The sequence below is a fragment of the Gellertiella sp. DMC107 genome, assembly GCF_056313605.1.
In genome coordinates this window covers 619,453-645,852 of the sequence record NZ_JBQUZZ010000002.1, presented here as the reverse complement: position 1 = coordinate 645,852, position 26,400 = coordinate 619,453, and the positions used below count along the sequence as shown (strand labels likewise).

Sequence of the window (26,400 nt, the reverse complement as noted above, 5' to 3'; positions counted from 1 at the left end):
TCGGACTCCACCGGCCTTACCCCTTCGCTTGCGCCGTCCGGCGTCCTGACATCCAGAAGCGTGGGCGCCATGATCCTGCTGGCCCTGATGTGGGGGCTTTCGATCCCCATCACGAAACTCGGCCTCGGCACGATCCCGCCGATGACCTTCACCATGCTGCGCTTCCTGGTGGCGGCCCCCCTGTTCTTTTTCATCGCCCGGAACGCGTTGACCGTTCCAAGGGAGGCCATTCCCGGCATCGTCGGGCTCGGCGTCATGGGCATCACGCTCGGCAATGTCGCCCAGTCTTTCGGGGTGCAGGGCACCTCGGCCTCGCTTGCCACCATCCTGTCGGCAACCATACCGATCTTCATGGTCATCCTCGCCGCCGTGCGCTTCCGGCAGAAGGTCACGGCCATTCAGTGGAGCGGGCTGCTGGCCGCCTTTCTCGGCATCGCTCTCGTGGCGATCGGCAGCCGATCCGGCAATGACGTGGGCAAGACCACGGTTTCCGGCATTGTGTGGATGCTCGTCTCCGCCATCGGCATCGCAACCTATTATATCTGGAGCGCGGAACTGACCGAGAAATATGGCCTCAAGCCGGTTGCCGCTTGGAACATGCTGGTCGGCCTCCTGACCGTCATGCCCATGGCCGGGTGGGAAATGGCGCATCAGCCGGTGGAGATCACCGTCGAGGCGGTCGCGGCCATCATCTATCTCGGGGTCATGGTCACGGTCGTCGGGCTGATCCTCTGGCTCTACCTTCTCAAGGTGGTGCCGGCCCGTATCGCGGCCAGCGTGCAGTATCTCCAGCCGGTGTTCGGCATCAGCGCCAGCGCGCTGCTGTTCGGCGACAGTCTTGGCGCGATGTTTGCCGCCGGCGTCCTGCTCGTGCTCATGGGCCTCGGGCTCGCCGCATCGGGGCCGCGCGCAAAAGCCTGACCGTGCGAAAGCCGCCCGCCCTGCTTTCCCCCCCGCCCTGAAACTCCCTCAAGGCGGCTTCGGCCTGCCCCTCACGCGGGCAGGCCCTTTTTTCTGGGAACGATGCACTCCTTCTCCCGGTCTGGAGACAGGCGGGCGTTCCGCTCGTGCCATCAGGGCATCAACTGGCCGCCGTTTACTTCCAGCGTCTGGCCGATGATATAGCCGGAGAGCGTTGCCGAGGCGAGGAAGAGATAGGCGCCGACGCATTCCTCCGCCGTGCCGAGGCGGCCCATGGGGATCATGGAAACGGCGGTGGCGATCTGGGCCTCGTTGGAATAACGCTCCTGAAAGGGCGTATCGATGACGCCCGGCGAGACCGCGTTGACGCGAATGCCGAAGGGGATGAGTTCCTTGGCCATGCCCCGGGTGACATTGGAGACGAAGGCCTTGGCCGAACCGTAGATTCCGGCGCCCAGGCTTGCGCCGTTGCGGGCAGCGACGGAGGTGGTGTTGATGATGAAGCCGCCCTCCTTCTTCAGATGCGGGATCGCGGCCTGGGCGGCGATCACCACCGAGCGGGCATTGAGATCCATGACGCTGTCGTAGAAGGCGTCGTCCATCTCCTCATAGCGGCGGCGGCCGACCATGGCGCCCGCATTGTTGATCAGCCCGTGCAGGCCGCCCGCATCCTCGGCAAAGACCGAGACCATGCGGCGCACCTCGTCGCTGTCGGTCACGTCGGCATGGCAGAGAAGCGCCCGCCCGCCCGCCTCGGTGATTTCGGTCAGCAGCGCATTGGCCGCGCCCATGCTGGCATTGAAATGCAGGCCGACGGTCGCGCCTTGCGCGGCGAAGGCCCGGGCAAGCGCCGCACCGATGCCGGTGGATGCCCCGGTGATGAGCACGCATTTGCCGGCAAGATCGGGAATCACGAGGGTTTCGGCGCGCATGGTCCGGGTCGTCCTTTCAAATCAGTTTCGCCGATCCTGCCATGCTTCGGCGCTTTGTCCAGCCTCCCCGGCGCGCAAGGGGGAACCGGGCGTCTCGCCTGCCGCGAGCCGTCCGGCCAGCGCCACCATGGCCTCGAAACCCGCCTGCTCGCGGGCGCGCGCTTCGGGATCGGGCAGGCGGAGCAGATAGGAGGGGTGAACCGTGACGACGAGCACCGCCTCCTCGCCGAGCGGCACCTGCCGGCCTTTCAGCGCCGGAAAGGCATCGGCCTTGCCGGTCAGCGACTCCACCGCGGTGGCCCCCATGGCGAGGATCACCTTCGGGCGGATCGTCTCGATTTCCCGTTGCAGCCAGAAGCGGCAATGGGCGATCTCGCCGGCGTTGGGACGCTGGTGGATGCGCTTCTTGCCGCGCGGCTCGTATTTGAAATGCTTGACCGCATTGGTGAGCCAGACCGTTGCGCGCCCTATGCCCGCCTTGCCGAGCGCGGCATCGAGCACCTTGCCTGCCGGGCCGACGAAGGGGCGGCCGGCGAGATCTTCCGTGTCGCCCGGCTGCTCGCCGATGACCAGCAGGGATGCGCCGGGGGCGCCTTCGCCGAAGACGGTCTGCGTGGCATGGGCATGCAAAGGGCAGCGCGTGCAGGCGGCGGCTTCCCGCGCAAGCGCCGGAAGCGCGCCGGTTTCGGTTGCATCATGAGCGGCCACCGGCAACGGCCGGCGGCGCTCGTGGCGAACGGGGGGCGCCTTCTGCTCCGCCTCGATCATGGCGCCGATGCGGGCTTCGGCGGTGGCGATCAGTTCGGGGATGAGCGCCGCTTCCGGCATGTTCTTCCAGTATTTCTTCGGCATTTCCGCCTGCATGGCCTTCACCTTCAGCCGGGCGGGGTTGAAGATATGGCGGAAATAGGTGCGCCAGAGCTCGTCGGTCTGGTCCTCCAGATCCGGCCTGCGGGCCACGTCGTCGGTCACGTCAAGTTTCTCGCCGTCCCAGGCGGCGGTGCCCTTGGGCGTGAGGATCAGCCAGTCCATGTCGGTGAAGCGGCGCTGGAAGAAGGGGGCTGTGCGGGCAACGGTGAAATGGTCGGGCTCGAACCAGGCGACGAAGCGGCGGCGGCCATCGGCATCGGGCGCGGTTTCCTTGAAGCGCAGGAAGGCCTTCATCTTGTGGCTGTCGCGACGGACGGATTTTTCCATCAGGCCCAGCACCGCCATATCCCGGTCGGTGGCGGTGGTGATGAGGCTTCGGTCGGTCTGAAGACGCCAGAGCACCCGGTAGAGCAGGCCGAAACGCTCGGGGTCGCGGTGGCAGACGACCGCCCCGGCAAGATCCAGAAAAGCGCGCGGGACGGACAGCGCCGCCTTCGCCCCGGAGACGGACGGCAGGGGTGTTTCGCGAAAGAGGCCCGCGCCATCGCGGCGCACGCGCCAGTCGATCTCCTCCGGCGGAATGCGGGCCAGAAGCAGCGCGCGGGCCGCATCGCGCCATTCGTCCAGATCCCCCCGCCCTTTCAGAACCACCGTCCGCATCTCAGAAAAGCGCCAGCTGTTCGGGTTTCGGCGCGAACATCGCGGCGAGATCGCTGCGGTCGAGCAGGCGCACCGGCGACCAGTCCGGCGTGGTGATGAAGGGTTTCACCTTGCGCAGGGAAACGCCGAGCTTCGGCAGGTCGCCGAGCCGCACCGGCAGGTGGCGGCGGGTCTGCAGGATGGATTTCACGGTCTTCGTGCCAAAGCCCGGTATCCGCAGCAGCATGGCCTTGTCGGCCCGGTTGATGTCGACAGGGAAGCGGTCCCGGTTCGCGAGCCCCCAGGCGAGCTTGGGATCGAGATCCAGATCCAGCATGCCGTCCTTCAGGCCGGAGGTGATCTCGCCAATGTCGAATCCATAGAACCGGTAGAGCCAGTCGGCCTGATAGAGGCGATGTTCGCGCACCAGCGGCGGCTTGATCAGCGGCAGGGCGCGGGACGCATCGGGAATGGGGCTGAAGGCGGAATAATAGACGCGCTTCAGCTCGTAGCTGGAATAGAGCCTCGCACTGGAGGACAGAATGGTCGCATCGCTGGCGCCATCGGCGCCGACGATCATCTGGGTGCTCTGGCCGGCCGGCACGAAGCGGCGCACCTTCTTCGTCAGGAGCGTCGGCTCGGCCATTTCCTCCATCTTCAGCTTCAGCTCGCCCATGGAGCGGCGGATGCGGTCCGGCTGCTTCTCGGGCGCAAACGTCGTCAGGCCCTTGTCGGTCGGCAACTCGATATTGATCGACAGGCGGTCCGCATAGAGCCCGGCCTGCTCGATCAGCTCGGGCGAGGCTTCGGGAATGGTCTTCAGGTGGATATAGCCGCGGAACCGGTGCTCTTCGCGCAGCAGGCGCGCCACCCGCACCATTTCCTCCATGGTGTAGTCGGAGCTGCGGATGATGCCGGAGGAGAGAAACAGGCCCTCGATGTAATTCCGCCGGTAGAATTCCGTGGTCAGCCAGACAATTTCCTCGACGCTGAAACGGGCCCGCTCCACATGGCTCGAGGAGCGGTTGATGCAATAGGCGCAGTCATAGATGCAGAAATTGGTCATCAGGATCTTGAGCAGCGAGATGCAGCGCCCGTCCGGCGCATAGGCATGGCAGATGCCCGAGCCCTCGGTGGAGCCGAGCCCGCCCGACTGCCCCGAATGGCGCCTGGCGGTCCCGCTCGAGGCGCAGGATGCATCGTACTTCGCCGCATCCGAGAGGATGGCGAGCCTTTCCTTCAGCGATTTCTTCATGATGTTCACTCTATGTTCCATCATGAGATTCGTCAATTCCCGCCGCCGGGCCGAGGCGCGACGGAGCGTCGCGGCGGCAGGCCAGGCAGCGTACCGCCGGCTGCGGATTTCAGTGCGCGACGAGCAGCAGGACGTAGGACAGCACCGTCACCATCAGCGCCCGGAACGCATAGGTGACATAGCGGTATTTGCGCTGCGCGATGACCGAGAGCACATCCGCATTGTCGAGATACTGGCGGAAGAGATAGTCGCCATCGCAGCGATGGGCCGCCTCTTCCAGCACCCCGCGATGATGGCTCCACGTGCCCCAGAAGAGCGAAGTCGACTTCTTCACCTGATGCGGCAGGACGACGAGAATGGCCGACAGCATGGAGGCCAGCGAGGAGAGCGCCAGCATGGCGGAGAACAGCATGGCCTGGGGCGTGCCGCCGACATAGCGACCCCAGGTGAACACTTCCTTGCCCTCGCTGGAGGACACAAGGAAGGCCAGCATGAAGGTGAAAATATAGGCCGCTTTCTGGTCGGAAATGACGATCTGGTCATAAAAGACGTCATTGATCTTGCGGACATGATCAAAATACTCGGGGGAGACGGGCTTTACCTCCGGCGTTCCGGCAATGGCTTCGTTTGTCTTTTCCGATTCCAGCATTGGCTTTCCCCCAACCGTTTCCGTCAGCAGATAAACCATTCGAAAGCAAATAAAAACGCCCAGAGAAGAACGCTTGACTTTTTCCGGACCGTTGGACACACCCTTTTGTTATGAGGGATAATTTTAGAGCCATCTTGAGTTGTACAACGGCGGTCGCTCTAGGCGCGATTGCACTGACCTCCCCTGCCCGTGCCGAGCCTGTCGCCCGCAGCGGCCAGGCGGCCGGCGCGGTCATCGACCGCAAGTCGGGCGAGGAAGTGCGCTTCGTGGATCTCAGCGACTGGCGCAATGTGGAGCTGAAGCAGAACCTGCTGGGCGGGGATGTGCTGCGCACCAATGCGGTGGGGCAGCTTGCCATCCTGTTTGCCGACCATACCCAGGTGCGCCTCGGCCGGAATTCCGCACTGCAGGTCAAGCAGATGGGAACGACGGAGGATACGGTCCTCAATCTGCAATCCGGTTCCATGTGGGCCCGCGCCGAGCGCGGCGGACAGGCGCTGACGGTGGAAACGCCCGCGGCGGCGGCGGCCATCCGCGGCACCGACTGGACACTGACCGTCAAGGGCGACCAGACCTCGCTGATCGTTCTGGAAGGGAAGATCGAGTTCAAGAACGAATTCGGCTCGGTCGAGGTCAAGGCGGGCGAAGGCGCGGTTGCGAGCATCGGCCAGGCGCCGCGCAAGCTGGTCATCGTCAATACCAAGGACCGGCAGCAGATGCTGTTCTATCTGACGCTGCGGTCGGGCTTCACCTTCATGCCGGCCACGCCGCTTTCCGGGCCGCGCATGCGCGCGGAACATGCCCGCCTGACGGCTCTGCCGCCGGAAAGCCGCTCGACCGAAGACTGGCTGACCCTTGCCGAAACCCGCATGGCGCTCGACTCGCAGAAAAGCGCGCAGGAAGCCCTCGACGCCCTTGGCAATCGCAGGCTCAGCGCCCGGCAGAAGGCCCGCCTGACCCTCGTCGAAGCGCTGATTGCCGGGTCCGCCCGCCGCTATGGCGAGGCGGCCGAGCTGTTCCGCCGCGCGGGACCCGGGCTCGACCGGGAACGGCGCGCCATTGCCGCCTATGGCGGCTACTTCGCCCGCTCGCTTGCGGACCCGGATCGGGTCGAACAGCCGCCGAAGACCGTTTCGACGCCCTATGCGGATATCATGCAGGCGCTGACGGCAGGTTTCCTCAAGGATATTCCGGCCGCGATCGCGGTCATGCGCGCGGCGGAGCTTCGCCATCCCGACAATGCCACCCTGCCGGCCGTGCGGGCGCTCCTGCACGGATTGAACGGCGAAAAGGACGAGATGCAGGCGGCGACCGACCGGGCGCTGGCCCTCGATCCCGAGGATCCGGAAGCCCTGTTTGCGCGCGGCACGCTGAAAAGCGAATACAAGAGCGACAGCAAGGGCGCGGTCAGGGATTTCCAGGAGTCCATTCGCCTGTCGCCGGGCAATTCCTCCGCCTGGAACAGCCTCGGTCTCGTCTATGCCGACATGGGGGCGACGCGGGAAGCGGAGGAAACGCTGAAAAAGGCCATCGAACTCGATCCCGAGGATCCGGTGGGCTATGCGAACCTCGCCATCTACTATCTCGACCGTTCCCGGGTGGCCGATGCCAAGCGGATGATCGACAAGGCTCTTTCCGTCGATCCCGCCTTCGACGTGGCGCTGGTGGCGCGGGGCCGCTACTATCTCCAGACCGGGGAGACCGACAAGGGACTGGAAGACCTGCTCGCGGGCGCCACCGCCAATCCCGGCTATGCGCAGGCGCAGATCCTTCTTGCAACCGGCTATTACATCCGGGGCGAGCGCGAACCCTCCGCCCAGGCGCTCGACAATGCGGACCGGCTGGACCGCAACGACCCGGTGGCCTCCTCGCTGCGCACGACGCTTGCCATCGACGATTACGATGCGGAAACCGCCATCCGCAGCGCGCAGGACTTCATGCGCCGCTCGCGGGCGCAGGGGGGCGATTTTGCCCGGGTCGGCGCCAACCAGGATGCCGGCTCGACGCTGAACAACGCGTTCCGCCTGCAGGGGCTGAATGCCTGGGGCCGCTATTACGGCGATATCAGCTTCGATCCCTTTGCGGGCGCCGGTTATATCGACCAGGCGGTGCGCGGCCAGGCCAATCCCTATGCCAATTCCTATCTGTTCGGCCAGACGACGGCCGAGAATACCGACAGTGCGGACGGCTTTTCCTCGCAATTGCAGGGTCTGCTGCTCGATCCGCACATGCTGGCCGGCCGGTCGCGGACGGCAACGCTGCTGCGCTCGCCCTTTCTCGACGTCTCGCTGGGCGCCGGCCTGTCGCGGTCGGGCGGAGAGACCCGGCGGCTGGGCGAACTGGAAGTACAGGGCTACAGCAACGAGCCGCTGCCGACCAGCTTCCTCGGCAACATCACCTGGACGGAGCTTCCGGTCACCGGCAGCTATGCGGATTTCGGCGGCTTTGCGGCCGATACGGAAATCATGGATGCCAGCGGCTATCTGACGACGTCGCTCACCGACAATGACCGCATCGTGTTCTACGGCGATCACGCCCGCGGCACGCTCGATGCGACGGCGGTGGGCATCTCGCAGGACCTCGGCATTCCCCTGCCGCAACTGCGTTTCCGGGACGACGAGACGACCCAGACCAATCTCGGCCTCGGCTGGAGCCATACGTTCAGCTATCACAATGTCATGAATGCCGCCCTGCTCTACAGCGGCATCGACGCCAGCATCGACCGCGAATATGTGGATCTGTCCAGCCCCTTCGGGAATGACGATCTCTACGTGGAAACGGCGCAGCAGAAGACCTATGTAGCAGCCGTCAACCACGCCATCGGCACCGACGATTTCACCGTGCGCTACGGGGTCGAGGGCGGCATCGTCGACAGTTCCGCAAGCTTCACCGCCAACGGCATTCCGCTGCTCGGGCAGGCGGAGCGGCGCAGGATCGGCCTCGCCTATGTGGACGTGCTGCAGGAAGCGACGCCCGATCTCAAGTTCGAATACGGGCTGTTCGGCTCCTATAGCGAGGGCGACAGGGATACGGATACGCGGCTCGAGCCGCGGCTTGGCGCTGCCTGGTCACCGGCCGACAATCAGTGGCTGCGCGCGGCCTTCATGCGCAACGGCATCGATTTTTCCACGCCCACCCTCTCCCCCATCGGGGTTCTCGGCCTGCAACCCAACCGCTTCTCGCTGGACAGCGGCTATGTGGATACGGTGGCGCTGGAATGGGATGCGGAATGGACGGACCGGTTCTTCACCTCCCTCGAATACCAGCATCAGGAACTCAACGATTTCACCATCAGCTATCCCGCCACGGCGCTGCCGCCCAGCGATGCGATGACCTTCTCCGACGGCCGCATCGACCGGGCGAGCTTCACGACCAATACGGTTCTGGGGGGTGGCTTCGGTCTTTCGACGACGCTGGCGCTCGCCCGTTCGGAAAGCCGCGACCCGGGCTCCGCCACCTTCGGCGGCGGGCTGCCCTTCGTTCCCGAGACGGGCGGCCAGGTTGCGCTGACCTGGGTAAACGACGCCAATGTGAAGGCCACGCTGGCGGCCAATTACGTGGGCGAGCGGACCGGGGACGAGTTCGGCAACCGGCTGGACGATTACTGGACGCTGGATGCGTCGCTGACCTACGAGCCGTTCGACAAGCGGATCGCCTTCGAGGCGGCGGCCTATAACCTGCTGGACGAGGATTTCCAGCTGACCACGGGCGTGCCGGGCTGGGGTCCGAGTTTCAAGGGCATGCTCAAGGTCCGGTTCTGATCCGGCGGAAAAGGACGGGCCAGCGCGATGGATGCGAGGCAGGACAGCAGAGGAGGCCCGGCCAGGGCGCTTGCCGGGAAACAGGCCTTCGCCTCCGGCGCCTTCCGCCCGGGCTGGCCCTTCAGCAGCCGGCCCGTGCGCGTGATCATTCTCGGCCTCGTCACCCTCGTCGCCATTTCGGCCCTCTCGCAGCTCACGGGCTGGAAACTCGCCGACCTGCGGGCCTTCGACTATATTTCGACGCTCGACAATCCGCCGCCGCCGGCGGACGGGCCGATCATCGTCGCCATCGACGAACCCTCGCTGGCGGAAATCAATGCCCAGTGGCCCTGGCCGCGCAAGCTGCATGCGGACCTGATCCGGGCGCTCCGGGCGGCAGGCGCGCGGGCCATCGGTCTCGACATCATCATGGCCGAACCGTCGACGCCGGACAATGATGCGGCGATCACCGCCGCCGTCGGGCCGGATGTGGTTCTGGCCGGCGACGAGACGTTGATCAAGACGCCGCAGGCGGACCAGCTCATCCGCACCATGCCCATGCCCGCGCTGACCGACCGGGGCGCGCGGGCGGGGATCGCCTCCATCGAACTCGGCCGCGACGGCGTGTTCCGGACCATTCCCGGCTATCCCGACGGCCTCGCCGCCAGCCTGGTGGACGCCGCCGGCATGACGGTGCGCGACCTGGCGCCCGATGCGCTGATCCAGTCCTACGGACCGGGCCGCAGCTATCCGACGGTATCCTATTACCAGGCGCTCGACCCCGCCCAGTTCCTGCCTCCGGGCTTCTTCCGCAACCGGGTGGTCCTGGTGGGGCTCAGCCTGCAGAACGCCCCCGAGATCGACAAGGGCGGGGCCGATGCCTTCGCCACGCCCTTTACGGTGCATACGGGCCGGCTGGTCCCCGGGGTGGAGATACAGGCGACCATCTTCGACAATCTCCGTCTCGGCTCGGCGATCAAGCCGGCCGATCCGTTGCTGTCGGCCGTCTGCCTGCTGGCGGCGGTGCTGACGGCGGCGCTGGCCGTCTGGCGCAGCACCGGCTGGCACACCTTCGGCTTCTGCCTGCTTTCGATCGCCTTCTTCTCGGCGGTAAGCTATCTGGGCATCCGCAACGGACTGGTCTTCGTCTCCCCGCTCGGGCCGACGCTCGGCTTTGCCGGCCTCGCCTTCGCCCAGACCGCCTTCGACTATGCGGAAGAACGGCGCAACAAGCGCCAGATTACCCGCGCCTTCTCGCAATATATCTCTCCCGACCTCGTCAAGCGGCTGACGGACGATCCCGGCCAGCTCAAGTTGGGGGGCGAGACGCGCACGCTGTCCGTGCTGTTTTCCGACGTGCGCGGCTTTACCACCATCGCCGAGGCGATGAAGGACGATCCGCAAGCGCTCACCGCCCTGATCAATCGCCTGCTGACCCCGCTTTCCGACGTGGTGATGGATCATGGCGGCACGATCGACAAATATATCGGCGACTGCATCATGGCGTTCTGGAACGCCCCGCTCGACGATCCCGATCATGCGGTGCATGCGGTCGAAACCGCGATGGCCATGCAAAAAGCCCTCTTCGACCTCAATGAGGGGCTGGAGGCGGAAAACCGCGCCCGGGGGCGCGCGCATCATCCCCTGCGCATGGGGATCGGCATCAATACGGGCGATTGCGTGGTGGGCAACATGGGCTCCACCCGGCGGTTCGACTATTCGTGCCTCGGCGATTCCGTCAACCTCGCCTCCCGCCTCGAAGGCGCTTCGAAAAGCTATGCGGTGGCGCTGCTTCTCGGAGAGACGACGGCGGCGGCGGTGTCTTCCCGTTTCACCACCGTGGAACTCGACCGGATCACCGTCAAGGGCCGCACGACCCTGTCGCCGGTCTATACGGTCGTGACCCGCGCCAGCGCCGAGGCGCTCGCGCTGCACGGGGAATTTCTGGAGAAGAAATACGAGCGCATGCTGACCCCGCTCGATCCCGCCTTCGAACAGCTCTCCGCGGACATTCCGGAGCTTGCCGGCTATTACGAACTGTCCCGGCAGCAGCTGATCGGCGACTCGAATTTCTGACAGAAATTCAAGTTCCGACAATTCTTATGTGTGACTTTAAGCATTCGTAAAATATCATTGCCTAAGGTCGGGCTGTCTCGACATGAATGACCGCTATGACAGCCGGTCGGGCATCTTCCTCCTCCTGCGTTGCCGCACGATGCCCTGCCTGTCGCAGATCCAGTTTCCCTTTCGGCCCAGACTTCGACCCCGGCTCAAGACCGGGGTTCTTTTTTGTCTGCACAACAAAAAACCGCAGCCAACCGATCGGGACTCCGGTTGGCTGCGGTCATTGGCATGGTGCCGGACAAAGCCCGTTGCCGCCTGAAGAGGCGGAAGGTTTGCCGAACGAACGTTGCGGGAAAACAGCAAGCGTCATCGCAACGGACCATGCGGTTGAACGCGGAGCCGCCGGCCGCAGGGGACGGGTGATCGACGGGCACAACGCGTTCCAGGCGTCAGGACCGGCTGGGGTCGGGGGGCAGACACCAGCCGGGTACGCCAGGGGGGGCGCCCCCCGGCCAAAGCCGGAGGGCAGATGTCAATCGTCTCAGTAGACGCAGCGGCGGCGCGGACCGTAATTGGGCTGGTAGGTATCGTCCCAGGCCCGGTAGCTGCGGTAGCGCTGCATGCAGTATTCGATATGCTCGCGGGTAAGCCCGCGGCGCACGCGGACCCTCGGCTGGCTGGCGATGGCGCCACCGATGATGATGCCGGTCGCAAAGGCCGCGCCCGGGAACCAGTAGCCGCGATGGTGCCGGTACCCTTCGCGCCAGTGACGATAGCCGCGATGGCCATGATAATAGGGCCGGCCGTTCTGCCAGGCCCATTCGTCGCCGTGGCGGTTGCGAACCGGCATGACATCGCTTTCGGCGGCCGGTGCGGCCTGAACCGGGCCAAGCACGGCAGCCTGCGCCTCGACCACCGAGGTCGAGACCATCAGGAGCGCGAGAGCGGCAGCCCCGGCGGTGAGAAATGACTTGCGCATGATCTATCCCTTCAAATGGAAAGGCCGTCACCGGGGGAGGAAGCCGGTTTCCGCCTGTTCACCTCTATGACCGCCGACCCTTGCCTGCCGGCGGACGGACAGACTCATAGAATAGGGTAGGTCGGGGCTGCCGAAGAGGTTCGGAAAATACCTACTTTCTCGCGTCATGGACGCCGCGCCTGGAACTGGGCTAGATCAGGCCGGACAGTTTTTCGACGCGATTCTCGCAGGATGGGTTCATGCAAGCGATCTTTGACGGCCATAATGACGTGCTTTACCGGCTTCACAGCCATGCCCGCGAGGGGCGTGACCCGATTGCGGAATTCATCGAGGGGACACCGGACGGCCATATAGACGGGCCGCGCGCCCGGGCCGGCGGGCTGGCCGGCGGCTTCTGCGCGATCTACCTCTCCTCGCCCGATCTCGGGCATCGCGAACCGGACGAACGCGGCCATTACGAAATCCCGCTGCCGGTTCCGCTCGCGCACGGGCCGTCCCTCGCCACCGCCATGGAAATCGCCGCCATTGCGCTCCGGCTCGACCGGGCCGGCGCCTGGCGGCTCTGCCGCAGCGTCGCCGACATCCGCGCGGCGATGGAGAAGGGCCTCTTTGCCGCCGTCCTGCATATGGAGGGTTGCGAGGCCATCAATGCCGGCCTGGACGAGCTGCATGTGCTCCATGCGGCGGGCCTGCGTTCCCTCGGCCCGGTATGGAGCCGCGAAACGATCTTCGGCCACGGCGTGCCCTTTGCCTATCCCGCCGATCCCGACAGGGGGCCGGGGCTGACCGAGGCAGGTTTCCGGCTCGTCAAGGCCTGCAATGCGCTGGGGATCGTATTCGATCTCGCCCATCTCAACGAAAAGGGCTTCTGGGACGTGGCGCGCACCAGCCATCACCCGCTGGTGGCCAGCCATTCGAACGTGCATGCGCTCACCCCGGTCGCCCGCAACCTCACGGACCGGCAGATGGACGCCATTCGCGACAGCCAGGGTGTGGCCGGACTGAATTTCGCCGTCACCATGCTGCGCGCCGATGGCCGCGAGGATGCCGACACGCCGATGGAGGATTGCGTCCGCCATATCGATGCCATGGTCGAGCGGATGGGCATCGATTGCGTGGCGCTCGGCTCGGATTATGACGGCGCCACCATTCCCGCCGGGATCGGCGATGCGGCCGGCAGCCAGGTGCTCGTCGAGGCCTTGCGCAAGGCGGGCTATGACGAGGGGGCGCTCGCCAAACTGTGCCGCGAGAACTGGCTGCGCGTTGCCGCCGCCACCTGGGGCGGCTGACAGCTTCGCGCAAGGCGCAAATCCTAGCATGGGCACAAGCCGGATTCCGGCCCGTCCGACGCTGCCCGCAAGGCAGGCGGATGGCCGGGCCGCGTTGCCTGTGATGGAGAGACATGCGCCGATGACCAAACTTTCGATCTGCATTCCCGTTGAACCCGGCATGACGCCGCCCCTGCACCTTTGCGAGCGTCTCCTGTCGGCGAAGGAAGCCGATATCGAAATCGTCGTCGCCCCCTATGGAGAGGCCATCGCCGCCGATTCGGGCCTGGCGCGTCTGGCCGGGAGCGACAACCGGCTGCGCTTCCTCCCGCCGGCGCCGGAAGGCATTTCACTTGCCAATCTGTGGATCGGAACCGTCGCCTCCATGCGGGCGGACTGGGTGACCCTGCTGCGCCCGGACGACATGCTGGACAGCGGCATGGACGTGCTGTTGCGCCACGTGGAAGCCACCATGCCGGAGGCGGATGCGGTGGGCTGGAACAGCTTCCTGATCGATCCCGCCGCCCCGCGCGACGTTCCGACGGTCGTGGCGGTCCCGATCCAGCACCACCTCATGGAGCTGTCCCGCGACGCCATGATGGACTCCTTCTTTCGCTGGCACGACAGTTCCAACGTGCCGAAGATGCCCTTCGGCCTCTATCACGGCGCCATCCGCCGCAGCCTTCTCGAAACGGTGCTTGCAACGTCGGAAGGGCTGAGCTGGCTCACCCCCGTGCCGCAATATGAATGGGCCGCCCGGATTCTGCTGAATGCCCGCCGGCTGGCCTTCTCCGCGCGGCCGCTTTCGGCGGTCAGCCAGTTGCCCTTCCGGACCACGGTCATCCCGCGCATCATCTCGAACATGCCCTTCTCGGCCGCCCAGGGCGTCACCGGGGCCATCGCGGAAATCCAGTGCCGGGTGCTGCATGACATGGGCCAGGGATGGGATGGCTTCGGCGATCATTTCATCCGGGCCTGCATGATCGATTGCATGCTGGAACATCAGCGGGACGCCTTCGACGCCAAGGTCCAGGCCTATCGCACGGCGCTGGTGGAAATCGGCGATCAGCGCCTGCTGACCAGCTTCCAGCCGCCCTATCTGGCGCAGCCGAAGCCGGATCCGCGCCGAGGCCTGCACGGTCGCGTGCTGCTGGTCGACCGCTTCCTCGGCAATGCGGCCACAGCCCAGCAGTTCTACGATCTGGCCCGCCATATGCTCACCCCGATCGAGGTGGCGACGGAGCTTTCGGGAACGCCGCAGCTCTCCCATTGAGGCACAGGGCAGCAGATCAGAGCGCCGGTTTCCGCCGGCGCTTTTCTTTTGCCCTGAGATCAAAAAAAGAAGCCGGTCTTTGGAAGACCGGCTCGACTGGAGCATGGCGATTGCTTTCGGCAGGTGGTGGCGGCAAACGGTGGGGTCAGGCCGCGTCTTCCTGAAGGGTCAGAAGATTGCCCTTCCAGTTGAGGTCCCGCAGACGGGCCTCGATCTCGTTCAGATAATTCGGGTTCATGACCACGATGGAGCGGACGCCCCGCTTCATCGCCTCTTCGGGGGAAATGATCGGCGTGGCGCTGACCGGCATGAAGCAGCCCTGCTTGGCCGGGTTGAGATCGATGGCGGAATCCACCCCGTCCACCAGCAGCGAGAAGGTCACGCCCTTCGACGCGCCGCCCCAGATGGCGACCGGCCCTTCCCGCCCGAGATCGGCGAGCCGGTTCTCCCAGTAGCTGAGCGCCTCGCCGATGCCCGCATGGGACACCGCAGCGCCCGCTTCCGGGGAAGGCGTCGCGGTTGCCGCTTTCGCGGGCCAGGCCTCGATCCACATGTACTGACCGCCATAGACGGGCTCCACCCGGCAGTCGAGACCGTAGGCGGACAGGAGAACCGCCATGGAGCGCGGCGAGAAGAGCGAGCAATGCTCGTAGAAGAAATCCTCGAAGGCATTGTTGCGGAAGATCCATTCCACATCCGGCGTTTCGAGATAGAGCGGCAGGTTGCGGCTCTTCACATAGGCGGCAATCGCCGCGATGAAGGGCCGGGGCGCAGGGATATGCTCGATGGTGTGGCGCGAGACGACCACATGGATGTCATCCGGCAGGTCGGCGGCGGTTTCGTCGTCGAAATAGACGGTGCGGACCGAAATGCGCGGATCGAGCGGGGAATGGCCCTTGAAGGCGGGATCGAAACCGATCGCCTTGCCCACCTTGCCGGAGGCGGTCAGGACCTCCAGGAATTCCGCCTCGCCGCAGCCGATATCGACGCAATTGAAGGGGCCGGGCCGGGCGAGAATGCGGGCGGCCATGGCGTTCTGATGCGTCCGGTAGACGGCGGAGGCCTGAACGGAATTGTTGTAGCTCGTGTCGTAGTCGATGGCGTCAGGATCGAAATCCGCGTTCCAGACGAAGTCGCAGGCCTCGCAGCGGCAAATTCTCAGCCGGGCCACGGGGAAGCGGCGGGCCTCTTCCTCGGTGCGGACGATGACATTCTGCAGCACGGGCACCCGGTCCCTCGTCAGCACCTCGTGGTTCTTGGTTTCCAGGCACACCGGGCATTGGATCATGGGATGGGGTTCCGACTTCAAAGCGCTCATTCCACGCATTTATTCGAAACCACAATTGTGCGAAGCTTGTCTCGATGCGGAGGATCAGTCCGCGGGGCGCTGCAGGTTGGAAATACCGACCACGGCGGCGGGATCGGAGGGGTGAATGGCGGCGGTTCCGAATTCCAGGAGATCGCGCCGGCCGTATTCGTCGGCAATGCCTTCCACCAGCGCCCGGATGGTCACCGCCTTGCCGGAGCAGATATTGACCGGGCCGGTCTGACCGGTGCGGGCGATGGTGGCGATTTGCCGTCCCGCCTCGGCCACGTCGAGGAAATCCCGCAACTGCGTGCCGGCGGAGAGCTTGACGGTTTCGCCTTTCTCCAGCTGGGCGCGCACATAGGGCACCAGCCGGGCCGCATATTCGCCCTCGCCATAGAGATAGAACAGTCGGCACCAGGTGAAGGCGGTGCCGGTCTTTGCCAAATACGGCCCGAGCATGTGGTAAAGCGAGAGCTTGGCGGCGGCATAGAGGGTGGCAGGCTCCAGCGGGCTCTCCACGGAAAGATGCTCGCCGGGCAACCGGTATTCCATGCAGGTGCCGACGCCGACGACATGGCCGACACCGGCCTCGACGGCGGCGCGGGCCATACGCAAGGTGCCCTCGACGCAATCGAGATTGCGGAGGCTGTCGAGATAGCGTCCCGGCTCCACGTACCAGGCGGCGTGGACCAGCATGTCGATGCCCGTAAGCTGCGCGCGCCACCAGTCCCCGGTTTCCGCAAAGAGGTCTTCGCTCGGCACGACCGCATCGGCGGCAAAGCCCTCCGGCAGCGTCTTGCCGGGCCGGAGCGCCACCGTGACCCGGTGCCCGGAGGCTTTCAGCGCCTTCAGCACCTGACGGCCCACGAAGCCGCCGGCGCCCGTTAGAAAGATATGTTTCATGACAAGCTCCGGGAAAGGTGCTGACCGCAGAATGGAACGCAAAGGATCGTGGGAGGACCCCCGCGAATCGATGTCCCATCCTAAAGGATCGTCCGCTTGCGTGCAGCTTGTCAGGGGGCGGTCCATGGGCCGGGGCCAGGAGATCAAGGCAAGGAGCAGGCATGGATCCCGTCACAGAATTCCGCCAGCAGGTGGCGCATAACATTCAGGAAATCGGCAAGGACGCCGACTTCCACCGCTTGTCCAACACATGGCTCGTGGAAGCGTCCAAGTTCTTCTATTCCTACAATTTCACCTGGCTCGGCCGCCCGGTCATCCAGGTGCCGCAGGATCTCTATGCCGCGCAGGAGCTGATCTGGGCCGTGCGTCCCGATCTCATCATCGAGACGGGGATCGCCCATGGCGGCTCGCTGATCATGTCGGCCTCGATGCTGGCGCTTCTCGACTATTGCGATGCGATGCAGTCCGGCGCGGTGCTGGACGTGCGCAAGGCGCCCCGCCGCGTGGTCGGCATCGACATCGAGATCCGCGACCACAATCGCAAGGCCATCGAAGAGCATCCGCTGGGCGGCAAGATCTCGATGATCCAGGGCTCCTCGGTCGCGCCCGACATCATCGCGCAGGTGAAGGAGATTGCCCGCAACCACAAGACCGTGATGGTCTTCCTGGATTCCAACCATACCCATGACCATGTGCTCGACGAGCTGGAGCTTTATGCGCCGCTGACGTCCAAGGGCAGCTATTGCGTGGTCTGGGACACGAATGTGGAAGACCTGCCGGACGAGATGTGGTCGAACCGCCCCTGGGGCAAGGGCAACAATCCGAAGACCGCCGTCTGGGAATATATGCGTCGCCTGAAGGATGACGGCCGCATGGCCGAGGACGGCGAAAAGCTCGCCTTCGACTATGACAAGGTGATCGAGACCAAGCTTGCCTTCACGGCCGCGCCGGACGGGTTCCTGAAGCGCGTCTGATCCGCCGCAGCCAGAACGGTTCCTTGCCGAAGCCGCCCCTGCCGGGGCGGCTTTCTTTTTTGGACATTTCGGCCCGGCAAAGGAAAAGGGGGCCTACAGGGGCAAAGGAAAAGGGGCCGGCGCTTTCGCACCGGCCCCTTTTCCTGTTCTTCCGCGAGGCCTTTTCAGGCGCACAGCAGATCGTCGATCCGGGATTTCGTTTCCCAGGCATATTTCAGCCCCGTCGGCCGGATGTCCATCATGTCGACGGGCGTGATCATGCCGCGGACCACCGCGAAGAGTTCGGCCGGCGTGCTGACGGGCAGGTCCTGGTCGATGATCACCATCTTGTCGGTGAAGCCGGAGGACACGCCGCCATGACCGGAAGCCAGCAGCTCGTTGAAGACGGGATTGAAGAAGGGCAGGTAACGCCCCCCTTCCCAGAGGCCGAGCGCCGTGCGGTAGCTCTCGGCCGCCGCCTGGAAGGAGGCCCGGTCGCCATATTTCTCGCAATCGAACGCGCAGGCGCGGGCGAAGTTCTCGCCCCAGTTCTCGTAGGTCAGGTTGTACTTCTTCTTGAACCATTGCTGCGCGATGCCGACGGCGGCCGTGGTGCCGATTTCCAGCGTGAACGGGAATTCGCGGAACAGCGGATCGCGGGCGAAATCGTGGCGTGCCTCGGCGGCAAACAGGCTCATCTTCTCGCGCATGTCCATCAGCTTGCCGACGCCGAAGGAGTTGGAGGCCGGGCAGCTTCCGTTGACACCGAAGGGACGGTTGGTGGCGACAAAGCGCGTGCCATGGCAGATGACCTTGAAGGCGCTGTCGTAATCCACGACGGGATGTTCGAAGAAGCGGCCGCCATAGATCGCCCGGATGCGCTCCATCAGCTTGCGGGAAATGGCATTGTGATAGACCGAGAAGCCGGAGGTGGGCACGTGGTGGCAATCGTGCCAGCCGAACATGCGCTTGAAGAGTTCCGACTGCTCCACCTTCACGACGGCATCGTCGAAGGGCACATGCACCGACAGCTTGCCGCGCTCGGGATGGGGCCAGGTATAGCCCACCAGACGCCAGCCGAAGGCATCGATGTCGGGATTGTACTCCAGGACACGGCGGATGAATGCGGCCAGTTCGGGATCCACATAGTCATCGTCGCCGATGAAGACCATGTATTCGCCCGTGGCGGCGGCGGCGGTGCGCTCCCAGTTGTCGATCATCGACAGCGTCTCGCCGGTGGATGGCAGATAGACGATGCGCGGATCACCCTCCAGGTCGCGCATGAAGTCGTTCATGATCGACGGATCGTCGGAATTGTCGGCCAGCACGAGCTGGATGTCGGTGCGCGGCGACAGCCGGAGCGAATCGATGGTCTGCTTGAACCAGATCTGCCGGTTTCGCGAGGGAATGCAGATGGAAAGTATGAACTGATTGGACATGCGGGTCTCCATGCCGGCCCCGTAGCCGGCCATCTGCCACTATTTTACCGACTGAGCCTTGAGCGGAGCCTGCTCCGCCTCCTCCGCCAGCGCGGCCCGCAGCGCCATGGCCGCCAGCACCAGCGGTGGCTCGGAGCGTTCCGGGCTGCCCACGGGAAGGATTACGGGTGCACCGTCAGTTTCGGGACCGCCGTCACGAACTTCCCACCCCAGTCGCTGATATATGAAAGTTGAGCCTTGATCTCGCTTTGCAGATTCCATGGCAGGATGACCACCCTTTCCGGTTTGAGCTCTTTCAGCGATTGCTCGTCGGCGATCGGAATCCGGCTTCCGGGCATCAGCATGCCCTGCTTGGCGGGGTTGCGATCGACTACGAGCGTCAACAGATCCGGCTTGATGCCGGCGAAATTCATCAGCGTGTTGCCCTTGGCGGCGGCGCCATAGGCGGCGACCGTGAGGCCTTCCCGCTGGCAACCGATGAGGAAGGAGAGGAAATCGTTGCGCACGCGCTGCGCCTCTCTCTGGAAGGCGGTGTAGAAACCCGGCTGCCGCATGCCGGCCGCCGTCTCGCGGTCGATCATGGCGCCGACACGCGGGCTTTCGGGATGGGCGCGCGTATCGGCACGCTGGGCGAAGACGCGCAGGCTGCCGCCGTGCCAGGGCGTGGTTTCCACATCGAAGACATGCAGGCCGTTCGCCGCGAAGATGCGCTGGACGGCGAGCAGCGAGAGATAGGAATAATGCTCGTGATAGGCCGTATCGAACTGCGCCTCCGTCACCATGTTGAGCAGGTGCGGGAATTCGAAGGTCGATACCCCGGCGGGCTTCAGGATGCGGGCAAAGCCCCGGACGAAGTCGTTGATGTCGGGCACATGGGCGAGCACATTGTTGGCGGCCGTCAGATCGGCCGACCAGCCCTCGGCGGCCAGCGCCGCACCGAGCGCCTCGCCGAAGAAGTCCTCGCGGATCTCGATGCCCTTCTCCCGCGCCGCCGCCGCCGTGGAGGCGGTGGGCTCGACGCCGAGGCAGGCGATGCCGCGCTCCCGGACATATTGCAGGAGATAGCCGTCATTGGCGGCCACCTCGACCACGCGCGCCTCCGCGCCGAGGCCGAAACGGGCCGTCATGTCCTCCACATAGGCGCGGGCATGGTTGAGCCAGGAGGTGGAGAAGGAGCTGAAATAGGCGTAGTTTTCCGAGAAGAACACTTCCCGCTCGGCGAAATCCTCCGTCTGCACCAGAAGGCAATCCATGCAGGCGCGGATGACGAGCGGATACCAGAGCTCCGGCTTGCCGCGATGGGCCGGGTTCACATAGGAATTCGACGGCGGCGAGGTTCCGAGATCGAGGAAGGGAACGAGGTGCTCACCCCCGCAGTGGCGGCATTTCATGCGGATACTCCAGCAAAATCGGACGAGAGGAACGGATGCGACCGGTCGCGCGGCGAGAGGTTGTGAACGGGCAGCGGCCAGGCGATGCCAAGGGCCGGATCTTCCGGATGAAGCCCGGCCTCGGCCTCCGGCTGATGCAGCTCGGAATGGACATAGAGCAGCCGCACCCTGTCCGTCAGCGCCTGGAAACCATGGGCAAAACCCCTCGGAATCAGGAGCGAGCGGGCATTGTCCGCCGACAGTTCCACCGCGACATGATCGAGAAAGGTCGGCGATCCCGCCCGCACATCCACCACCACGTCCAGAATGCGGCCGGTCAGGCAGGTCACCAGTTTCAGCTCCGCATGCGGCGGGTGCTGGAAATGCATGCCGCGCACGGTGCCGGCCGTCCGCGTCTCCGTCTCGTTCACCTGCATGACCGGGCCATCCCAGCCGAGCGCGCCGAGATCGCCCGCATCGAAGAGACGCGAGAGGTGGCCGCGCTCGTCGGCGAGGACCCGTCGTTCCAGGAGAAGCGGGCCGGAGGGACCGGCGGTCGGAAGGCGGGTGAAGCGGCTCATCGGGCGGCGGCCTGCCTTTCCGGCGGCGCCATCTGGCGCTGGCGCTCCTCGAAGGCGTCGATGTCGTTGAGGCACAGGCTGCGGGCCGCCATGCCGCGCTTCAGGCGGCGATACCAGTCCATGGTGCGGGTGACGGTTTCCTCGAGATTCCAGGCCGGACGATAGCCGAGCCGTTCGGTCGCAAGGCTGCTGTCCAGCATCAGATAGCCCGCCTCGTGCGGACCCTCCTCGGTGGCGGCAAAGCGGGTCTCGCCCTCGCCATAGGCGTCGCGGGCAATCGAGAGCAGGGTTCTGACCGTTGCGGCCGCGGTATGGTCGGGGCCGAAATTCACCGCCGGCGCCAGATCCGGATCCTGCCAGAGCGCCTCGGCAAGCGCCAGATAGCCGTTCAGCGGCTCCAGCACGTGCTGCCAGGGCCGCACGGCCTCCGGCCGGCGCACCTCCAGCGGCCTGCCCGCATTCCAGGCGCGCATGGCATCCGGCACGAGCCGGTCTTCGGCCCAGTCGCCGCCGCCGATCACATTGCCGGCGCGGGCGGTGGCGACCGCCACCTTGCGGGCGGCAAAGAAGGACTGGCGATAGCTGGCGGTGACGATTTCCGCTGCCGCCTTGCTGGCGCTGTAGGGGTCGTGTCCGCCGAGCGGATCGGTCTCGCGGAAGGCCACGCCATTTTCCGGGTTCTCGTAGACCTTGTCGGTCGTGACGACGACGACGACCTTCACGTCCGGGGCGATGCGCAGGGCATCGAGCAGGTTTGCCGTGCCCTGCACATTGGTCTCGTAGGTCATCAGCGGATCGCGATAGCCGGCGCGGACGAGCGGCTGCGCGGCCAGATGAAAGACGATCTCCGGGCGGGTGACCATGACGCGGGCGGCCACCGCCACCCGGTCGCGGATATCGGCGATGCCTTCGCTGGCGGGCGAGCGGGTGCCGTTCACCAGCCGGTAGAGGGAGGGTTCGGTCGGGGGGCTGAGCGACAGGCCGAAGACCTCGGCGCCCATTTCCTGCAGCCAGAGCGTCAGCCAGCTGCCCTTGAAGCCCGTATGGCCGGTGACGAGAACGCGCTTGCCGTTCCAGAAGGATGCATTCGCCATCTTACCAGCTCTTCCACGGCGGGTTGCCGCTGCTCCACAGGGTTTCCAGATGCGTCTTGTCGCGCAGCGTATCCATGGGCTGCCAGAAACCCTCGTGGAAAAAGGCCTTCAGCTCGCCTTCGCTGGCAAGCCCGGTCAGCGGCTCCTGCTCCCAGACCGTGGCATCGTCGGAGATGCGGTCGATGACCTTCGGCGACAGCACGAAGAAGCCGCCATTGATGAAGCCGCCCTCGCCTTCCGGCTTTTCCACGAAGCCGCGCACGGTGTCGTCATCGAGCGAGAGCGCGCCGAAACGGGCCGGCGGGCGCACCGCCGTCACGGTCGCCAGCTTGCCGTGGCTGCGATGGTAGCGGATGGTTTCGGAGACATCGACGCTCGATACGCCGTCGCCATAGGTGAAGCAGAAGGCTTCCTCGTCCTTGAGATAGTCGGCGACGCGCCTGAGGCGGCCGCCGGTCATGGAATTCTCGCCCGTATCCACCAGCGTCACGCGCCAGTTCTCGGCGCTCTTCTTGTGGAATTGCAGCCGGTTCTCCGCGAGATCGAAGGTCATGTCCGACATGTAGAGGGCGTAGTTGGCGAAATATTCCTTGATCACGTAGCCCCGGAAGCCGCAGCAGACGATGAAGTCGCGGATGCCGTGGCTGTGATAGATCTTCATGATGTGCCAGAGGATCGGCCGGCCGCCGATCTCGATCATGGGCTTCGGGCGCAGATGGGTTTCCTCGGCAATGCGCGAGCCGAGGCCGCCGGCGAGGATCACGCATTTCATGCGGACCTCCCCTCGCCCGAAAGGGCGATCGCCGATGCCATGGGCTCTCGATACGTGCAGCGGGAAAGGGTCATGCCTGGTATCCGGATCTATGATAGATGCCGAATAGATATTGATTGAAACTGTCTCCAAACTGGAGCGGGCGACTTCCGAGGAAGCCGCCCGCCGCTTTTCGAACCGGTTTGCCGGTCGTTCAGAATGTCAGCGATGCCAGCCGCTGCTGGAGCGCGGCGACGCTGAAGGAGTTTCTCTTCGTCAACAGCACTTCCCATTCCAGCGAGGTGCGGACGATCTCGTTGATGCCGTCATGGCGGGGCGTCCAGTTCAGGCGGTCCCGCAGCAGGCCGGAATCGGCAATCACCCGGGCCATGTCGCCTTCGCGACGCGGGAGGTAATTGACCTCGAAGCGGCGGCCGCTTTCCTCCATGACCGCCTTCAGCACGTCGAGCACGGAATAGCCGGTGCCGTAGCCGCAATTGGCCACCAGCGCCTCGCCGCCGGCGCGCAGATAGCGCAGCGCCGCCAGATGGGCATCGACGAGATCGCTGACATGGATGAAATCCCGGACACCGGTGCCGTCATGGGTGGGGTAATCGGTGCCGAAGACGTCCATCTTCTTGCGCTTGCCGAGCGCGGTTTCCACCGCCGCCTTGATCAGGTGGGTGGCGTTCAGCGTGGACTGGCCGGTGCGCAGGTCCGGATCGGCGCCCGCGACGTTGAAATAGCGCAGGGCCACATAGCGCAGGTCATGGGCACAGGCGCTGTCATGCAGCATCATTTCCGACATCAGCTTCGACAGGCCATAGGGCGTCTGGGGCGACAGCGGATCGGTTTCGAGGATCGGGCGGTCGATGCCGTTCGCACCGTAGACCGCCGCGGTCGAGGAAAAGATGAAATGGCGGATGCCGGCATTCAGCGTCGCCTGGATCAGGGTTCGGGTATTGCCGGTGTTGTTTTCATAATAGGACAGCGGCTTGCGGATCGATTCCGGCACCACGACCGATCCCGCGAAATGGATCACCGCCGAAATGTCGTTCTCGCTGAAAACCTGCGTGAGCAGGCTCTGGTCTCCGACATCGCCGAGATAGAAACGCGCCCGCGGCGCGACTGCCCAGCGAAAGCCGGTGGACAACCGGTCGAGAACCACCACATCCTCGCCCGCATCGAGCAAGGCCCATACCATGTGGCTGCCGATATAGCCTGCGCCGCCTGTTACGAGTACTGCCATGTCCCTGTCTTCCCTGTTTTTCTTTTGGGAAGATCAAGCACGCAAAGCCCTGTCAAAATGGTTATCAGGAACACCTTCACGTGTATTTCCGGGCGGGTAATTACACGCGTGGTTAGAATTGGCTTTCGCCATTCGATCAAATTTTATCGAATGCCTGAAAGCCCGCGCCGGGCCTCCCGACCCGGGGCGGCGGGAGGGGGTCCTAGAGCTTGCGGATATAATCCTGCAGCCGGTCGGCTGCGGTGGCGATGATATCGGGATCGCGCAGGAAGCAGGCGCGCATGAAGCCCGCACCGCCCGCGCCGAAGGCCGTCCCGGGGGCCAGCCCGACACCGGTCTTGTCGACGATGTCGATCGCCGCCTTGCGGGTATCGGCCAGGCCGTCGATGCGCAGGAAGCTGTAGAGCGCGCCATCCGGCTTCAGGGTTTCCACCCGGTTGGTGGCGGTCAGCGCCTCGCAGAGGATGTCGCGGGCGCGGCGCGCCTTGGCGATATTCTGCTCCACGAAGCCGTCGCCCTCCTCCAGCGCGGCCACGGCGCCCTGCTGGATGAACTGCGCGACGCCCGATGTGGAATATTGCACGAGATTTTCGAGGACCTGGCCGATCTCCGGCGGCGCGACGATCCAGCCGATGCGCCAGCCGGTCATCGACCAGTTCTTGGAGAAGGAGTTGACGAAGAGAATCCGGTCCTCCGGCGCCATGACATCGAGGAAGGACGGCGCCCGCAGGCCCTTCCCGTAATAATAGCGGGCATAGATTTCATCGGCCATGATCCACAGGCCGCGTTCGCGGGCGAGGCCGAGCAGCGCCTTGAGGTCTTCCGCCGTTGCCGTCCAGCCGGTGGGGTTGGAGGGGGTGTTGACGAAAAGAAGCCGGGTTTTCGACGTGATGGCCGCCCGGACACGGTCGAGATCGAGTTGCCAGCGGCCGCCGGCATAGGTCAGCTCCGCCGGTATGGCGCGGGCTCCGGCAATTTCGGCGGCGGCGGCGAAGTTCGGCCAGGAGGGAGAGAGGAACACCACCTCGTCGCCGGGCGCCACGACCGCCTGCAACCCGAGCTGGATGGCCTGCATGCCGGAGCCGACCGCATAGAAATGCTCCATGGGAAGCGTGCTGCCGAAATGGCGGCCGTAATAATCGGCCAGCGCCTGCCGAAGCGCCGGTATGCCTCGCTGCCAGGTGTAGAAGGTTTCGCCGCGCTGCAAGGACTGGATGGCGGCATGGCTGATGAAATCGGGTGTCGGGCTGTCGCCCTCTCCCACCCAGAGCGGGATCAGGCCCTCGCGACCGCGCGCGTAATTGACCACTTCGACGATGCCGCTCTCGGGGGCGGCGAGAGCCCGCGGGCTCAGGTTCTCAAGCACGGACATCCTCAACCTCACATTTCACGTCGACCCCTTGTATCGGAGGCAGGCGGCGAAATCTCATGACTTCGGTTGAGGATTGAATCGCAAAAATTGATGGCCGCGCCGCGGTTACCCCACCCGCGACGCGGCCCTCTGCTCCAGTCGGCTGGCCCTTCAGCCGCGCGCCTTCAGCAGATCCCGGATTTCGGTCAGAAGCTGGATATCGGCCGGAGCGGTCTCGGGCTCCGCCGGTGCGGCCGGCTCCTCGCGGCGCATCTTGGAAATGGCCTTGACCATCAGGAAGATGATCCATGCCAGAATGAGGAAGTTGATGACGATGGTCAGGAAGCTGCCATAGGCGATCACCGAGCCCTGTTCCTTGGCCGCCGCAAGCGTGGTGGCGGTGACCTTGGCCGACAGCGGAATGAAGTAGTTGGAGAAATCGACGCTGCCCGCCACGAGACTGACGACGGGCGTGATGATGTCGTTGACGAGCGAGGTCACGATCGCCCCGAATGCACCGCCGATCATCACACCGACCGCAAGGTCGATCACGTTGCCCCGGGCAATAAACGCCTTGAACTCTTCGATCATGCTCCTGTCCCCTTTCCGCTCAGGCATGCTAAAAGTTATACATAATAATTAGCAGAGTTTTTACGCTTCGTAACCCGGAAAAAGCACCGGATATGAATTTCCCTCACATATGGTGAAAGGCCTTTGCTTTCAGGCCTTTCGGCCTGCATTGGACTTTCGTTCAACGGTTCCTGCCGTTTCCAGCGGCCCGGTTTTGCCCTATCCTTGGCATATCCGGTT

21 protein-coding genes are annotated in these 26,400 nt (G+C 64.8%); 6 read left to right on the top strand and 15 right to left on the bottom strand.

The genetic code is table 11. The features are described 5' to 3' along the window. Positions 1–69: 69 nt before the first annotated feature. The gene (locus ACT54B_RS08535) at positions 70–921 is read left to right on the top strand and encodes a DMT family transporter (protein ID WP_476044812.1); all 852 of its coding nucleotides are present in this window, start codon (positions 70–72) and stop codon (positions 919–921) included. Between the two features lie 152 nt (positions 922–1,073). Here the strand turns inward: ACT54B_RS08535 and ACT54B_RS08530 are convergent, their stop codons facing one another. From ACT54B_RS08530 to ACT54B_RS08515, 4 genes are all read right to left on the bottom strand, one after another. Then, the gene (locus ACT54B_RS08530) at positions 1,074–1,853 is read right to left on the bottom strand and encodes an SDR family NAD(P)-dependent oxidoreductase (RefSeq protein WP_476044241.1); all 780 of its coding nucleotides are present in this window, start codon (positions 1,851–1,853) and stop codon (positions 1,074–1,076) included. A 21-nt stretch (positions 1,854–1,874) separates the two neighbouring features. Then, on the bottom strand, positions 1,875–3,383 hold the full coding sequence (locus ACT54B_RS08525; RefSeq protein WP_476044240.1) for a UdgX family uracil-DNA binding protein: 1,509 nt from the start codon (positions 3,381–3,383) through the stop codon (positions 1,875–1,877). A 1-nt stretch (position 3,384) separates the two neighbouring features. After that, positions 3,385–4,617, bottom strand: a complete 1,233-nt coding sequence (locus tag ACT54B_RS08520) for a putative DNA modification/repair radical SAM protein (protein WP_476044811.1) — start codon at positions 4,615–4,617, stop codon at positions 3,385–3,387. A gap of 109 nt (positions 4,618–4,726) precedes the next feature. Further along, positions 4,727–5,266, bottom strand: coding sequence for a Pycsar system effector family protein (locus ACT54B_RS08515; RefSeq protein ID WP_476044238.1), 540 nt, complete (start codon positions 5,264–5,266; stop codon positions 4,727–4,729). 110 nt (positions 5,267–5,376) lie between these two features. On the opposite strand from ACT54B_RS08515, the gene ACT54B_RS08510 reads away from it, so the two are divergent. Further along, on the top strand, positions 5,377–9,027 hold the full coding sequence (locus tag ACT54B_RS08510) for a FecR domain-containing protein (protein ID WP_476044237.1): 3,651 nt from the start codon (positions 5,377–5,379) through the stop codon (positions 9,025–9,027). A 27-nt stretch (positions 9,028–9,054) separates the two neighbouring features. Continuing rightward, positions 9,055–11,082: a CHASE2 domain-containing protein gene (locus ACT54B_RS08505; protein WP_476044235.1), complete on the top strand. Its 2,028-nt coding sequence runs from the start codon at positions 9,055–9,057 to the stop codon at positions 11,080–11,082. Between the two features lie 529 nt (positions 11,083–11,611). Here ACT54B_RS08505 and ACT54B_RS08500 read toward each other — a convergent pair. After that, a complete protein-coding gene (locus ACT54B_RS08500; RefSeq protein WP_476044234.1) occupies positions 11,612–12,049 on the bottom strand; it encodes a BA14K family protein in 438 nt (145 codons plus the stop codon). Between the two features lie 239 nt (positions 12,050–12,288). Between ACT54B_RS08500 and ACT54B_RS08495 the strand changes: the two genes are divergently transcribed. Beyond that, positions 12,289–13,338, top strand: a complete 1,050-nt coding sequence (locus ACT54B_RS08495; protein ID WP_476044233.1) for a dipeptidase — start codon at positions 12,289–12,291, stop codon at positions 13,336–13,338. A 121-nt stretch (positions 13,339–13,459) separates the two neighbouring features. Then, entirely contained in the window at positions 13,460–14,590 is a 1,131-nt protein-coding gene (locus ACT54B_RS08490) for a hypothetical protein (RefSeq protein ID WP_476044232.1), read from the top strand. A 145-nt stretch (positions 14,591–14,735) separates the two neighbouring features. Here ACT54B_RS08490 and ACT54B_RS08485 read toward each other — a convergent pair whose 3' ends face one another. Continuing rightward, positions 14,736–15,878: a class I SAM-dependent methyltransferase gene (locus ACT54B_RS08485; RefSeq protein WP_476044231.1), complete on the bottom strand. Its 1,143-nt coding sequence runs from the start codon at positions 15,876–15,878 to the stop codon at positions 14,736–14,738. An 84-nt stretch (positions 15,879–15,962) separates the two neighbouring features. Then, positions 15,963–16,802: an NAD-dependent epimerase/dehydratase family protein gene (locus ACT54B_RS08480; protein WP_476044230.1), complete on the bottom strand. Its 840-nt coding sequence runs from the start codon at positions 16,800–16,802 to the stop codon at positions 15,963–15,965. A 161-nt stretch (positions 16,803–16,963) separates the two neighbouring features. On the opposite strand from ACT54B_RS08480, the gene ACT54B_RS08475 reads away from it, so the two are divergent. Further along, positions 16,964–17,776, top strand: a complete 813-nt coding sequence (locus ACT54B_RS08475) for a cephalosporin hydroxylase family protein (RefSeq protein ID WP_476044229.1) — start codon at positions 16,964–16,966, stop codon at positions 17,774–17,776. A gap of 164 nt (positions 17,777–17,940) precedes the next feature. Here the strand turns inward: ACT54B_RS08475 and ACT54B_RS08470 are convergent, their stop codons facing one another. The 8 genes from ACT54B_RS08470 to mscL form a co-directional block, all read right to left on the bottom strand. Continuing rightward, entirely contained in the window at positions 17,941–19,194 is a 1,254-nt protein-coding gene (locus ACT54B_RS08470) for a glycosyltransferase family 2 protein (RefSeq protein WP_476044228.1), read from the bottom strand. 161 nt (positions 19,195–19,355) lie between these two features. Then, positions 19,356–20,585, bottom strand: a complete 1,230-nt coding sequence (locus ACT54B_RS08465; protein ID WP_476044227.1) for a methyltransferase domain-containing protein — start codon at positions 20,583–20,585, stop codon at positions 19,356–19,358. Next, positions 20,582–21,145, bottom strand: coding sequence for a dTDP-4-dehydrorhamnose 3,5-epimerase family protein (locus ACT54B_RS08460; RefSeq protein ID WP_476044226.1), 564 nt, complete (start codon positions 21,143–21,145; stop codon positions 20,582–20,584). Before ACT54B_RS08460 ends, ACT54B_RS08465 begins: the two co-directional genes overlap by 4 nt. Next, positions 21,142–22,239, bottom strand: a complete 1,098-nt coding sequence (rfbG, locus tag ACT54B_RS08455; RefSeq protein ID WP_476044225.1) for a CDP-glucose 4,6-dehydratase — start codon at positions 22,237–22,239, stop codon at positions 21,142–21,144. Before rfbG ends, ACT54B_RS08460 begins: the two co-directional genes overlap by 4 nt. 1 nt (position 22,240) lies before the next feature. Beyond that, a complete protein-coding gene (rfbF, locus tag ACT54B_RS08450) occupies positions 22,241–23,011 on the bottom strand; it encodes a glucose-1-phosphate cytidylyltransferase (RefSeq protein WP_476044224.1) in 771 nt (256 codons plus the stop codon). Between the two features lie 193 nt (positions 23,012–23,204). Further along, positions 23,205–24,239 carry a UDP-glucose 4-epimerase GalE gene (gene galE, locus ACT54B_RS08445; RefSeq protein ID WP_476044223.1) on the bottom strand — a complete coding sequence of 345 codons (1,035 nt, stop codon included), beginning with the start codon at positions 24,237–24,239 and terminating at the stop codon, positions 23,205–23,207. A gap of 202 nt (positions 24,240–24,441) precedes the next feature. Continuing rightward, positions 24,442–25,611 carry a pyridoxal phosphate-dependent aminotransferase gene (locus ACT54B_RS08440; protein ID WP_476044222.1) on the bottom strand — a complete coding sequence of 390 codons (1,170 nt, stop codon included), beginning with the start codon at positions 25,609–25,611 and terminating at the stop codon, positions 24,442–24,444. A gap of 150 nt (positions 25,612–25,761) precedes the next feature. Then, complete coding sequence (mscL, locus tag ACT54B_RS08435) at positions 25,762–26,181, bottom strand: large conductance mechanosensitive channel protein MscL (RefSeq protein ID WP_476044221.1); 420 nt, start codon at positions 26,179–26,181, stop codon at positions 25,762–25,764. Positions 26,182–26,400: the final 219 nt, after the last annotated feature.